13 protein-coding genes and 1 other RNA gene are annotated in these 13,004 nt (G+C 43.0%); 8 read left to right on the top strand and 6 right to left on the bottom strand.

Annotation, left to right across the window (positions count from 1 at the left end; genetic code table 11):
- Positions 1 to 93: 93 nt before the first annotated feature.
- Complete coding sequence (locus NST34_RS10055) at positions 94 to 1,176, top strand: tetraprenyl-beta-curcumene synthase family protein (protein WP_042193615.1); 1,083 nt, start codon at positions 94 to 96, stop codon at positions 1,174 to 1,176.
- A 66-nt stretch (positions 1,177 to 1,242) separates the two neighbouring features.
- The gene (pfkA, locus tag NST34_RS10060) at positions 1,243 to 2,214 is read left to right on the top strand and encodes a 6-phosphofructokinase (RefSeq protein WP_042126307.1); all 972 of its coding nucleotides are present in this window, start codon (positions 1,243 to 1,245) and stop codon (positions 2,212 to 2,214) included.
- Between the two features lie 64 nt (positions 2,215 to 2,278).
- Here the strand turns inward: pfkA and NST34_RS10065 are convergent, their stop codons facing one another.
- From NST34_RS10065 to NST34_RS10080, 4 genes are all read right to left on the bottom strand, one after another.
- Entirely contained in the window at positions 2,279 to 3,652 is a 1,374-nt protein-coding gene (locus NST34_RS10065) for an MATE family efflux transporter (protein ID WP_341127675.1), read from the bottom strand.
- Between the two features lie 143 nt (positions 3,653 to 3,795).
- On the bottom strand, positions 3,796 to 5,004 hold the full coding sequence (locus NST34_RS10070; RefSeq protein WP_341127676.1) for a putative glycoside hydrolase: 1,209 nt from the start codon (positions 5,002 to 5,004) through the stop codon (positions 3,796 to 3,798).
- A gap of 230 nt (positions 5,005 to 5,234) precedes the next feature.
- Positions 5,235 to 5,423 (bottom strand): hypothetical protein, encoded by a 189-nt coding sequence (locus NST34_RS10075; RefSeq protein WP_036689649.1) that lies wholly within the window; start codon positions 5,421 to 5,423, stop codon positions 5,235 to 5,237.
- Positions 5,424 to 5,615: 192 nt separating this feature from the next.
- Positions 5,616 to 6,437: a YitT family protein gene (locus NST34_RS10080; RefSeq protein ID WP_076283172.1), complete on the bottom strand. Its 822-nt coding sequence runs from the start codon at positions 6,435 to 6,437 to the stop codon at positions 5,616 to 5,618.
- A 332-nt stretch (positions 6,438 to 6,769) separates the two neighbouring features.
- On the opposite strand from NST34_RS10080, the gene NST34_RS10085 reads away from it, so the two are divergent.
- Positions 6,770 to 8,416 (top strand): DEAD/DEAH box helicase, encoded by a 1,647-nt coding sequence (locus NST34_RS10085; RefSeq protein ID WP_076283171.1) that lies wholly within the window; start codon positions 6,770 to 6,772, stop codon positions 8,414 to 8,416.
- Between the two features lie 119 nt (positions 8,417 to 8,535).
- On the opposite strand, the gene NST34_RS10090 is transcribed toward NST34_RS10085, so the two are convergent.
- Entirely contained in the window at positions 8,536 to 8,631 is a 96-nt protein-coding gene (locus tag NST34_RS10090) for a hypothetical protein (protein ID WP_042186834.1), read from the bottom strand.
- A 186-nt stretch (positions 8,632 to 8,817) separates the two neighbouring features.
- On the opposite strand from NST34_RS10090, the gene NST34_RS10095 reads away from it, so the two are divergent.
- From NST34_RS10095 to NST34_RS10105, 3 genes are all read left to right on the top strand, one after another.
- Positions 8,818 to 9,642 (top strand): YesL family protein, encoded by an 825-nt coding sequence (locus tag NST34_RS10095; RefSeq protein ID WP_076283170.1) that lies wholly within the window; start codon positions 8,818 to 8,820, stop codon positions 9,640 to 9,642.
- Positions 9,643 to 9,745: 103 nt separating this feature from the next.
- Positions 9,746 to 9,937, top strand: a non-coding RNA gene (gene ssrS / locus NST34_RS10100) — 6S RNA.
- Between the two features lie 159 nt (positions 9,938 to 10,096).
- Positions 10,097 to 10,486, top strand: coding sequence for a DUF1499 domain-containing protein (locus tag NST34_RS10105; protein ID WP_042186839.1), 390 nt, complete (start codon positions 10,097 to 10,099; stop codon positions 10,484 to 10,486).
- Positions 10,487 to 10,784: 298 nt separating this feature from the next.
- Here NST34_RS10105 and tpx read toward each other — a convergent pair whose 3' ends face one another.
- On the bottom strand, positions 10,785 to 11,303 hold the full coding sequence (tpx, locus tag NST34_RS10110; RefSeq protein ID WP_042186841.1) for a thiol peroxidase: 519 nt from the start codon (positions 11,301 to 11,303) through the stop codon (positions 10,785 to 10,787).
- A gap of 116 nt (positions 11,304 to 11,419) precedes the next feature.
- On the opposite strand from tpx, the gene NST34_RS10115 reads away from it, so the two are divergent.
- Entirely contained in the window at positions 11,420 to 12,055 is a 636-nt protein-coding gene (locus NST34_RS10115; RefSeq protein WP_339246907.1) for a rhomboid family intramembrane serine protease, read from the top strand.
- Positions 12,056 to 12,059: 4 nt separating this feature from the next.
- Positions 12,060 to 12,974 (top strand): LysR family transcriptional regulator, encoded by a 915-nt coding sequence (locus NST34_RS10120; RefSeq protein ID WP_042186843.1) that lies wholly within the window; start codon positions 12,060 to 12,062, stop codon positions 12,972 to 12,974.
- Positions 12,975 to 13,004 lie beyond the last annotated feature (30 nt).

Raw genomic sequence — 13,004 nt, forward strand, 5'->3', positions numbered from 1 at the left:
CGAAAGTGATTTTGTTGTTTGTACAAATACGTCTGATCATATTATAATAAGTGGTGATTTGGATAAGGAGACAACAATGTGGAGGCACTATCATTGAGTGAATTAGAGCAAGGCCGTTACCTTAGCCCGCGTGGCCCTATTGGGCTTATGAACAGGGTCTATAAGTACGTGCTGCCAGAAGTGAGAGAAAGTCTGGACTTCTGGCGCCAAGATGCGAATGGGATTCCCGATCCCGAGCTCCGGAAGCAAGCACTTGCCAGCATTGAAACAAAGGAGTTTCACTGCATAGGTGGAGGTATTTATGCCGCCGGCAATTTATCGATGAGACATATACTTATTCCGCTTATTGTTGCTTATCAAACTATCAGTGATTATCTAGATAACTTATGTGATCGCAGTACTTCGCTTGATCCTGCAGATTTCAGGCTGCTGCATCAATCTATGCTGGATGCCATTGATCCAAACGCTGAACCTGTCAATTATTATGCGCTTCGCGATGAACAGAATGACGGCGGGTACTTGTATAGGCTAGTTCGAAAATGCCAGGAGATGATCTCTTTGCTGCCAGGTTATTCCGCTGCTGCAGCGGAGATTCGTGATTTGGCTGTGCTGTATACAGATTTGCAGGTATATAAGCATATCCGCCCGGAACTCAGGGAAACAGCCCTGAAGGAATGGTGGGAGCAGCAGGGTAGCCGTGCTCCGCATCTGCATTGGAACGAGTTTGCAGCTGCAACGGGCTCTACTTTAGGCGTATTCATGCTTTTTCTATCTGCATGTGATCCGAAGCTAAGTAAGTCTTCTTCGGAATCGATTCGAGCTGCATATTTTCCACATGTTTGTGGATTGCACATTATGCTGGATTATTTGATTGATCAGGAAGAGGACCGAGCAGGCGGCGATCTTAATTTCTGCAATTATTATGACGACACGGATACCATGTTAAGTCGGATCGCTTCCATGGTTGAGTGGGCCCGTAAGGATGTACGTGAACTTCCGGAATCATCTATGCATCGTATGGTGATTGAGGGATTGCTGGCACTTTATTTATCTGATCCGAAAGTTAGCGAACAGCGGGAAGTTCGCACTGTGTCTAAAAGCCTGATGAGAGGAAGTCCGCTTACAAGGCTGTTCTTCTTCGCTAATAGCCGCTGGATACGCAATCGTTTTTTGTAACAAGGCTGCGAAGCTTCATCTATACAACAGATGGGGCATTGCACAACTTTAAGGAGGAACAACAGAATGTCAAAAATCAAAAAAATTGCAGTACTGACTAGTGGTGGAGATTCACAAGGTATGAACGCCGCTGTTCGTGCGGTTGTAAGAAGCGCACTTTATTATGGCATTGAAGTTTTTGGAGTTCAACGTGGATATCAAGGTCTTCTGAATCGCGATATCTTCCCTATGGATCTTCGCAGTGTTGGTGACATTATTCAACGTGGGGGAACCATTCTGCAATCTGCAAGATGTCTGGAGTTCACAAAACCAGAAGGTCAGCAAAAGGGTGCAGATATTCTTAATGAAATGGGCATCGATGGCCTAGTGGTTATAGGTGGAGATGGTTCTTATAAAGGTGCTAATAAACTAAGTAAACTCGGTATTAAGACGATGGCATTACCGGGAACAATTGATAATGATATTTCCTACACGGATTACACCATTGGGTTTGATACAGCAGTTGGTGTCGTTGTAGATGCTATTAACAAGCTGCGTGACACGATGTCCTCCCATGAGCGTTCTTCCATTGTAGAAGTTATGGGACGTCATTGTGGAGATATCGCGCTACATGCAGGTCTGGCTTCTGGAGCAGAAACAATTCTCGTGCCAGAAATGCCATATGACTTGAATGAAGTTGCGGATCGTATGCGCGACAACTTTGTCAGAGGTAAACGTCACAGTATCGTCATCGTTGCAGAAGGTGTGGGTAAAGGCGAAGATGTGGCCCAAGCGTTGAAAGATCGTCATGCTTCTCTGGATGCACGGGTTACTGTACTTGGACATATTCAGCGGGGAGGAACACCAACACCTGGAGACCGGAACCTTGCTAGCCGTCTTGGTGACTTTGCCGTTCGTAAACTAATTGAAGGTGAGTCTGATAAAGGTTGCGGTATCATCAAGGGAGAACTAACCCTTACAGATATCGATCTTGTAGTGAATACGAAGAAAGACTTTGACGTGGAGTTGTACGAGCTTGCATCCCGTCTTTCACAATAATTAACACACAAAAAAGGAACAGCTGCGAATTTCGCACTGTTCCTTTTTTGTATTCTTTTGATTATTAGTGATGTGCTTGAGCGTCTGCATATTGTGTGGCATAACGGCGTTGAACTTTAACAAGCCGAGTCAAGAGTAATGTAGCCCCAATCGCAAGGCCGGTGATCAAGCCGATCCAATAACCATAAGCTCCTAGATCCGTATAAGTAGCAAGTACATAGCCTGTAGGAAGCCCTATAACCCAATAAGCTATAAAGCAAATAATGAAGGCTGGATTAACATCCTTATAGCCACGAAGTGCTCCTTGTGTAGGTGTTGCAATCGCATCGGAAATCTGGAAAAAGATCGCATAGATTAAGAAATGCTGAATTAATGAAATGACATCAGGTTCATCAGTGTATAAACCAGCTACATGATGGCCGGCAAATAAGAGCAGGAGTGCAGTTGCCAGGGAGAGGATAGCCGCAAGTCCAATTCCCATAATAGCATATTGACGGGCATCCTTTTGCCTGCCGGATCCAGTCTCGAAGCCGACGAGAATGGTAAGGCTCATACAGATACTGAGCGGAATCATATATAACGTAGTTGCAAAATTAATGGCTGCTTGATGAGCTGCAATCGTTACAGTATCGAACCGACTCATCAACAAGGTTACAGCGGAGAACACTGCGGTTTCAAAAAAAATCGAGAAGCCAATAGGTACACCGATCTTCAGTAGATCTTTGAAGCTTTTTAGCGATATAAAGTAGAACTTTCGGAAGATTCTAAGGCTTGCAAAGGGTTCTACTCGATAAATGAACAGCAGGGCAACCGAAAAAATTACCCAGTAGGTGATAGCTGATGCCACTCCAGCTCCAATACCACCAAGTCGAGGAAACCCGAATTTTCCGAAGATTAGTAAGTAGTTCAAACCAACATTCACGGGTAGGGCTATGAGTGTGATCAACATGGACACTCGTGTTTGTCCCAGAGCGTCTATACAACTACGGAGAACTGTATATCCAAACAGCGGGATAATTCCAAAGGAGATCGCACTTAGGAAACGAAATGCAACATCTCTTACAGTCGGCTCCAGATTCATAAAATTAAGGATAGGTGACAAGGCGAAGCTCCCGATTAGTAAGACAATTACAGAGACGATCAGTGATAACCAGATTCCCTGTGTGACTTGATAGGCTACATCCTTTTCTTTTTTGCTTCCGATGAGCTGAGAGACGATGGGGGTAATTCCCATAAGGATTCCACTTAAGCCCGTTTGAATTGGAATCCAGAGACTGGTTCCTATCGCCACACCTGCCAGATCGGCTGTACCAAACTTACCTGACATGTTTGTATCAAAGAAGGTTATCGCTGACAAAGCAATCTGTGTAACCAGAATTGGAAATAAAATATGAAAGAATTGTATTGCTTTTTGTTTTAAAGAGGTGGTTTGTATCATCGTTCTTTGCCTCATTCTTTGTTGGTTTTTAAAGATTACAGTAAAAGTTCCCTTTTTCTCCATTAAAAGACCCGGCAAATGCCGGGTCTTTATCTTTATATATCATACCTGATTTCAATTATACATAATAAGGGCTATATACATCATTTCTCATAATCGACATCGGAGGTATATCGGTTATTGGCGTTCCAGAGCAGAAACTCCTCTACATTTTCATCTTTTAAAGCGCGGATTTGATCCTCCACCTGTTTTTTACCGTATTTAATATAATGACCTTTTCCGAGCCAGCTTGCTGTAAAATCTTGAATCCAAGGACGAATAACAGGTTTGTAGCTGCCTAGAGGATCAAGCTTCTTATGGGTATCAACCATGGAGCCTTTAATGGTAGCATACGGATCTAAGTCAGGCTCTTTCACTCCAAACCATCCCGTTGAATAATGACTCGGATAAATCATCGGGCTGATGACATCCACATTCTTGGATATTTTAACGAAGTCTTGTCCTATGCCCTCAGCAGGAGCAGATGCGGCATATCCAAAAATATCTACGGATACACGAACACCAAGTGGAGCAAGCTCTGCTTTTGCGTATTTCACAAAATTAGAAATGATATCTACGCGAGAATCGCTGGTTTTGGTGTATTTAAGTGTGTCTGCACGTTTTTCGAATCCTTCAGGAAAGCGCACATAGTCGAATTGAATTTCTTTAAAGCCGAGTTTGACAGCTTCTTTGGCGATATCGACATTGTACTTCCAGACATCTTCATTATAAGGATTAACAAAGCTATCGCCGCCTTTATTCTTCCATACTGTGCCGTCTGCATTTACAAAGGATAATTGCGGGTTCTTTTTGGCAAGTATAGAGTCCTTAAAGACAACAATTCGAGCGATAGGATATACATCATGTTTATTCAATCTTTCCATCAGTTTATTGATGTCGCCAATAAATGGCTGCGGATTACCGAGTTTCTGAAGTTCAGGATTATCGGTTTTGTACGTGATGTAACCTGCATCATCCTTAATGTCGATGACCATAGAATTTAGTTCCGTCTGATCAAGTAAAGAAAGAAGCTTTTCCATTCGTTCTCCACCGGCACTGTATGCGGTAACATAGATGCCTTTTACTTTTGGCGCATCCGGCTGAGGATCTGCGTGTAGCATACTTTGTGAGTCGTTTGTCTCTGGTGTAGCATTTGGAGCTGGAGTTGAACCATTTGAATTATTATTTTGCGCAGCGATGATGGGGGGATTCATGGCGGACTTCAATGCAATTGCCACTTCAGCGTCATGTTGATTCTGTTGCACGCCTACACTTCCCAAGGCCATCATCAGTAGAGCCCAGGTGATGTTCATTCGTATTCTCTCCCTTTATGTACATTTCCTAAATTATATAGGAACGGTTGCTTCTAAAAAGAACAGTGTTGTAATAATGTTGGCTCAGATCGGGTCTGAAAATCCATCCTTGATGTATATAACCGGGACGCACAGATTCTAAACGTATTGTTAAAAAGTAAATGCCGCCTCAAAACGGCAACATGGCCGAACTTAAGGCGGCAACTATCAAGACTTCTCTTGCGGCTTACTCATTGAAGATACGCAGAATTCTGATGTTCACAGATACTGTAATGGATGATATCCATGGCATCTGCAGGTTCCAGAATACTAAGCCCGTCACGCAGAACGATTACGGAATTTAATTCGTCCTGTTTGAGAAACGGCATCATATCAGGATACCACCTCATGACGATTGCTGACAGCTTTACCGTTTCCATTTCCACAAAAATCACCCTTTCCTTTTTCGATAGGTCTGAATGGAATTCAGTAATCATCGGAAAACGAAGTGCTTGGAAAAAAGAGGGGTAAATCTCAATCTTTATGAAATTGTTAGGGTTCTGCGTGATTATAATATATCACAATTCTGTGATTGGTGCATTTTCCAAATTAATACTTTTCATTGCCGGTTTTTATCTTTTTCGGAAGGAGCCCATAACACCAACTGTCTCGACAATATTTACAAATGCTTGAGGATCTGTCGTGCGGATAATACGTTGCAGTTCAGCAAGTTCGTAGCGGGTTGTTACTGTCATTAGCATGTCCTTTTCAACATGAGAATAAGCGCCTTCTGTTTTAATCTTTGTGACACCGCGTTGAAGCCCCATTAGATGCTGAAGGAGCTCATCTGTACGATTTGTTACTATATATACGGTTACCTTTAAATGGCTGATGTGAATCATGTCCAGTACCTTACCAGTTACATATATAGATACCATTGATGCAAGAGCCAAGTTCCAGTTGTTATCAAAATATGCCGCGGCAAGAATAACGAGTCCGTTTAAGCTAACCACCACGTTTCCAACTGGGAAATCGCGGAATTTAGTGATGATGGATCCCAGGATATCAAAACCTCCGGATGAACCACCTGCACGGAAGCTGAAGCCACAGCCAATACCAACCAGCACGCCACCAAATACAGAAGAAAGCAGCATATCAGTAGCTACCAAATATTCGGGAATGATCGTCAAGAACCAGGTTGTTGCCACAACGGATAACATGCTTAGCATAATAAATCTCCGGCCTAGCTGGAACCAACCAGCTACAAGCAATGGAATATTAAAGAGAAAGTACAAGAGGCTTATGTTTAGTGGTGTAAAGTAACCCACTAACATCGAAAGCCCGGATACTCCTCCGCTGAGTAAGCGATGAGGGATTAGAAAAAGATTAAATCCACTGGCGATCAACGCTGCCCCAAAAATAACTGCAATACAATTCCAAATCTGTCTTAACAAGCAAATCCACCTCTATAAATAAATTTAAAAATAAACCATGTATGCAATGAAAAGAAAGGAACCCACTGGTATTCCTACTTAGAGTTGTGATATAATGTACAGGATATTCTTGAGTAGGACGTTACAATGGTATTTTTGCATTGCATCGGATGTAAAGCTACAGTTGCTCAGGTACAATGAAGTACCTGATGAAAGGGAGGCTTTTCGTCCCAAAAGCGCTATATCATGCAGAAAAAAGAGCATGATTGGACAGCATATAAATGTGTTTACCGCTACTTAAGAATACAGACAAGCATGTGGAATGTCCACTGTATAGAAGGAGCATGAATAATTTGAAAACATTCGCAGAATTTGGCTTGGAGCCAAAAGTGCTACAAGCAATCACAGAGTTAGGATTTGAGGAGGCAACACCGATACAGGAGCAGTCAATCCCATTGGCATTGACTGGGTCGGATCTGATCGGTCAAGCACAGACTGGTACAGGTAAGACTGCTGCTTTTGGTATCCCCCTCATTTCGAAGATTAATCGCGAAGACGAAAAAATTCTGGCACTTATCATGGCACCAACTCGTGAGTTGGCCATTCAAGTATCAGAAGAAATCGGTAAGCTAAGCCGTTTTAAAGGTCTTCGTTCGTTGGCAATTTATGGCGGACAAGATATTGGTCGCCAAATCCGTGGTCTTAAGAAGAAACCACAAATTATTATTGGTACACCTGGACGTTTGCTTGACCATATCAACCGTAAAACCATTCGTTTGGATGATGTTCAAACTGTTGTATTGGATGAAGCAGATGAAATGCTGGATATGGGCTTTATGGAAGATATTCAGACAATCCTCAAGCTCGTTCCTGAAGAACGTCAAACTATGTTGTTCTCGGCTACAATGCCTCCAAACATTCAACGTCTTGCACAGCAATTCCTGAACAACCCGCAACACGTCTCCGTTATTCCGAAACAAATCAGTGCTCCGCTGATTGATCAAGCATATGTTGAAGTACCTGAACGTCAAAAGTTCGAAGCGCTTAGTCGTTTGATTGATATGGAATCACCTGAGCTTGCAATCGTGTTCGGACGCACGAAGCGCCGGGTTGATGAGCTTGCAGAAGCTTTGCAAAAACGTGGATACTCTGCTGATGGATTACATGGTGACCTGTCTCAGAACCAACGTGATGCTGTAATGCGTAAATTCCGTGATGGCAGCATTGATGTGCTGGTAGCTACTGACGTAGCGGCTCGTGGTTTGGACGTATCCGGCGTTACTCATGTAATTAACTTTGACTTGCCGCAAGATCCAGAAAGCTATGTACACCGTATCGGTCGTACTGGTCGCGCTGGTAAAGAAGGTACAGCTTGGTCTTTCGTTACTCCACGCGAAATGGATCACCTGCATTTGATCGAACGCGTTACTCGTCACCGTATTACTCGTAAACCATTGCCAACTATGGCTGAGGCTATTGAAGGAAAACAACGCGTAACAGCAGAACGTTTGCTTGAAATGGTTGAGAACGGTGAATTGAATGAGTACAAAGGTATTTCTATTCAATTGCTTGAGCAATATGATTCCGTTCAATTGCTGTCAGCTGCAATGAAGCTTCTGACTGGTGATAAGAAGGATTCTGCAATTGAATTGACTCCTGAAGATCCAATCCGTGCTAAACGTCGTGGCGGTAAGAACGACATTCGCAGTGGCCGCAAACCTAATGGTGGTTATGGTGGTAACCGTGGTACTTCCGGTGGCAGCACTGGCGGATACCGTGGAAACCGTGACAACAACGGTGGCGGAAGTCGTGGTGGCTACAGCAGCGGTGGCAGTAACTATGGTAGTGGCAGTGGCGGTTATGGCGGTGGCTATAAAGGCAACCGTGATGGCGCAGCTAGCCGTGATGGTGGAGCGAACCGCAGTGCGGACCGCAAACCATCTACTCGCCCAAGCAGCACAAGCACACGTCCAGCAAAACGCGAAGATTTCGATAATTAATACTTGATCAGAACCCGCGGGGTATGATTTATCAAAATATAAGAAGACGAGATGCCGAATAGCGGTTCTCGTCTTCTTTTTGCTGAAATAAAAGGGTGTTTATTGAATTAGCAGCTTATTTAAATGAAAGTACGAGTGATGATAACGAGCAGGATAAACAATACGAGGATCGTACCAGTGGAAGTCCAGCCGCCGTAGCCAACAGGTGAGGACATACAATAACCTCCTTTAGAATGTGGTGATTTTGGAAATTCTTATGGTCACAATCCCAATATATGGACTTTATAGACTTAATGTATAGACGATGACCTAGAATTCAGAAAGTTGGGCTATGGAAAAGAGTAGGTCAAATGAGGTATAGTTAAGATAAGCAGTATGCAAGAGACAGAGGAGGAAGGGAATTGGAGTTTAAAGGAGCAATGGGTGGTTTATACCGCATCACAGAATGGATTACACGTATCGCAGCTAGTAATATCTTATGGGCACTATGTTCCGCCCCGTTTTTATTTTTTGGATTGATGAAATTGATGATGCTTGGGACAAGCTCAGGTGGAGTAAATGAGCAGCTCACATTGAACTGGGCTATGGGGATTCTGGCGCCATTTACAGTATTTCCTGCTTCGGCGGCTTTATTTACCGTTGTGCGCAAATGGGTTATGGGGAACACGGATGTAGGAACTTTTCGTACGTTTTTTCAGGGGTATAAAGAGAATTATTTAAAAAGTATGCTCGGTGGAATTATCTACACATTGATGTTCGTTATTATGTACGTCGATGTAACGGTTTACATGACACAAATGCCTAACTTCAGAATTGTTGGTATTTTGATGTTAGTGCTCATGATTATTTTATCGGTGTCCATGTTTAACTTCTTTTCTATTGTCGTTCATTATCAAATGAGCTTTAAACAAGTGATGACTAACTCAATATTGCTGACTATAGCACGTCCAATTCGCGTGTTCTCAACTTTGATTGCAGCTGCAGTGCTAGCTTATATTGGTCTTAGATATCCAGCACTGTATTTCATCTGTATTCCAACGTTGATTGCGATGGCTGCTTTCTTTAACTTCTATGCTACCTATAATAAACTGCAATTGCAGGTGGAGCAGAAGAAACTGAAAGAGGAAGAAGAGCGAGAAGCTGCTTTGAACAATCAAGAGGATGACGACGATGACGATGATGATTTTGAAGACGATGTTGAGGATAAAGATGTAAAACGTATTTAACAAAGACGAGTATTAAGCATTGGAAATCGTCAGTAATTTAATTCCAGTGTAAAATAAAGCGCATACAGGTTTACTTTTTCGTTAAAACGCAATATAATAATAACAAATCCTGCGATGTTCGTTACGGTTGCTCGTTGTTTTGAACCAATGATAATGTCTTGGGAGATCTACACGAAGCGCAGCTGAACAGCCCTGTCTATATGACTTGGGGAATTCAAAAACGTTTTCTGCGATCACCCACCTGCTCTAGCAGGTTCAGAAGACACTGTAGCCGGACGGCATAAGCGGGTTTTCTATTGTTTAGGCCAAAGCGCCCTGTATCCCGTGAAAGTTGGGAACGGGCGCTTTTTTGTGTGTCTGGAACAAGGAGAAAGTGAGTAATACCCTTTTGTTCCTGAGACAAGAGTGTTACACTTAGAATAATGAACTTGGGATTTGTAGAGGGGGAAGAATTTTGTCGTTAAAAAGAACCTTGGTCGGTTTATTCCGTAGTCATGATGGAACAAGCGACCGCGCAAAAGATCCGACATTAAAAACGCGTTATTACAATCTAACGAAAGACAAAGCTTGGGAGGAAGTTTCATCAACGCTTAAGAAGATTCCTGGATTCAAGGTGCTTCATGAAGTGGAGTCAGTAGGTGAGATCACTCTGGAGAAGAGAACGGCATTCGGCCGTACACTGGACATTACTGTCTCTGTGCTCAATACCACACCTGTACGTTGTGGCGTAGATATGTACTCTGCATCAAGAGGTTCGCTAGGTGATTTGGGTGCTAATTACCGTGTCATTCAGCGGTTATATGCGTCCTTGGACAAAAAATTAGGAAAATACAAAGCAGACTAATTTTCAGAGATTCTTACTAAACCTTCTTACTTAGGGATTGTTTGAATGCGTTTACGCAAATGTTGACTGCTCTGGATATTATCGATAAATCTTTCTATTACAAAAAAAGCGGGAGAAGGATGGACCTTCTTCCGCTTTTTTCAAAATATAAGAAAGTATAAGTTCTACACCTATACTTTATGTCTTATATTTCTCGCATAAACACTTTGTCGCCCTTGTAAGGACGACAAAGGCATTTATGCTTGCAGTGATAAGTAAGTATTGTCGAAAATGGCCGCTAACTTGCTGTTCTAGAGAATTAGAGCAAGCTCTTCACAGCAGCTATAGCATCTTCGTAATTAGGGTGCTCAGTCATTTCACTCAAATATTCAACATAGGTGAGTGTGTTGTTCTTGTCTAGTACAAAAATAGAACGCATATCTAACCGGAATTCTTTGATTAGTACGCCATAAGCTTGTCCGAATGAGGCTGCTTTGTGATCGGATAGAGTGATTACGCGATCGATCCCTGCAGCGCCACACCAGCGGGCTTGAGCAAATGGTAGGTCCATACTTACCGTGAGGATAACTACATCGTCACCTAGCTCTGCAGCTTCGCTATTGAACCGGCGGGTCTGTGCATCACATACACCAGTATCTAGAGAAGGTACAACACTGATCAGCTTGATTTTACCGGCATAATCACTAAGAGACACTTCTTCCAGTAGATTCTTACTTAGAACAAAATCAGGAGCGGGATCACCAGCTGTAAGCTTGGGTCCTACGAGAGTGATGGGGCTGCTTTTGAAAGTAGCTACGCCTGTTCTTTCTTGCGTCATATCCTTGTTTTCCTCCTCGAATTGTAATATTGGCTCTTACTGCCACAATAAATTATAATCTTATTTACAGGGAGATGTCCAACAGAGCAAGATATAAATGTAAAGGGATGGGTGTAATGATATTTATTCGGTATGAAAATTGGAAAAGTTATCTCCGGTATTACCCGGTAACATGTCTTCTCATTGTAGCTAATGTGATTATGTTTATGCTCATGGCGTTCAATGGTGGATCCACCAATATACAAACACTTGTTGATTTTGGTGCTATAGTTGATGTTAGCCCGTATAAAGAGGAACTGTGGCGTTATGTGGCGGCTATTTTTTTACATAATGGGTTTTCCCATCTATTCTTTAATAGCTTCGCTCTACTGGTATTTGCACCGCCTCTGGAGCGCCTGCTTGGCTGGTGGCGATATGCAATTCTTTATGTGGTAGGTGGAGTTCTTGCGAATTTTCTAACGATTGCAATCAGCAGTCGCTCAGTATTAGAGGTAGGTACGGTCTCGGTAGGTGCTTCTGGAGCAATCTACGCCGTCTATGGCGCATTTTTATACATTGCTGTTATTCAACGGGCGATGATGGACGAAGGCTCGCGAAAGACGTTATACGGTTTGCTTGTAATCGGGATCATTATGTCGTTTGCAACACCAAATGTGAATTGGGTTGCGCATATCGGAGGCTTGGTTTCTGGCTTTTTCCTATATGGACTTATTATTCGTATATTTAAAAAAAGCCTAAGACAGGGGCGATGATGGAGTGGAGCTAAGACAGCTGCAATATTTTCTAAAGGTAGCCCAAAAAGAACATGTAACAAGAGCGGCGGAGGAACTTCATGTAGCGCAGTCTGCGGTAAGCCGTCAGATTCATCAATTGGAGCAAGAGCTTGGGGTTGACTTGTTCATGCAAAAAGGGCGTAATTTGCAGCTTACGCCGGTTGGACAGCTCTTTTGCAAGCGGGTGGATAGTATTCTTAAGGAATTGGAACATTCGGTAAATGAAGTGCATGAATTTCTAGATCCGGAACGTGGAGAGATTCGTATAGGGTTTCCTCACAGTCTTGGAACGCATCTTATCCCGACTATCGTTGCAGAATTCCGCCAGCACTATCCCCATGTTAAGTTTCGCTTTAAGCAGGGCTCTTACCCTTCGCTGATAAAGGACGTATTATCTGGAGAGGTGGATTTAACGTTTATTTCGCCTTTTCCGGAAAATGATGAGCATGTCTCTGGAGATATTGTTATGACTGAAGAGTTATTTGCAATACTTCCTCAGAATCATCAGCTGGCAGGAGAATCTGAGATCCGACTGGAACAGCTTCAAAATGAAAAGTTTGTTCTATTCAGTCAAGGTTATTCTTTGAGACCGATCGTTTGGCAAGCGTGCTTGCAGGCGGGATTTCAACCACAGATTGCATTCGAAGGTGGGGAGACTGATACCATACGTGGTTTAGTGGCGGCAGGGATGGGTGTAAGCCTTCTGCCGGAGATGGCGTTCTATCAGACGAATCCTCTCCAGCCAGCTCAGGTAAGGGTTGTGGAGCCTGCTGTGACGAGGACGGTTGGTTTGATTTACCGAACAGATAGTAAGTTGCCGCTGGTTGCACGTTCGTTTCGGACTTTTTTGATATCCTATTTTAAAGCGAGGCAAAATAATACCCCGGTTGGCTCTTAGCCTTCCGGGGTTTCTTTTTGTGCTGTATTT

Source organism: Paenibacillus sp. FSL H7-0714 (assembly GCF_038003765.1).
Lineage (GTDB): Bacteria > Bacillota > Bacilli > Paenibacillales > Paenibacillaceae > Paenibacillus_AQ.

What these genes read in the sequence shown, in the direction of transcription:
- pfkA (WP_042126307.1), top strand. Translation starts at nt 1,243, where the DNA reads ATGTCAAAAATCAAAAAAATTGCAGTACTGACTAGTGGTGGAGATTCA.
- NST34_RS10065 (WP_341127675.1), bottom strand. Translation starts at nt 3,652, where the DNA reads ATGATACAAACCACCTCTTTAAAACAAAAAGCAATACAATTCTTTCAT.
- NST34_RS10070 (WP_341127676.1), bottom strand. Translation starts at nt 5,004, where the DNA reads ATGAACATCACCTGGGCTCTACTGATGATGGCCTTGGGAAGTGTAGGC.
- NST34_RS10075 (WP_036689649.1), bottom strand. Translation starts at nt 5,423, where the DNA reads ATGGAAACGGTAAAGCTGTCAGCAATCGTCATGAGGTGGTATCCTGAT.
- NST34_RS10090 (WP_042186834.1), bottom strand. Translation starts at nt 8,631, where the DNA reads ATGTCCTCACCTGTTGGCTACGGCGGCTGGACTTCCACTGGTACGATC.
- tpx (WP_042186841.1), bottom strand. Translation starts at nt 11,303, where the DNA reads ATGACGCAAGAAAGAACAGGCGTAGCTACTTTCAAAAGCAGCCCCATC.
- NST34_RS10115 (WP_339246907.1), top strand. Translation starts at nt 11,420, where the DNA reads ATGATATTTATTCGGTATGAAAATTGGAAAAGTTATCTCCGGTATTAC.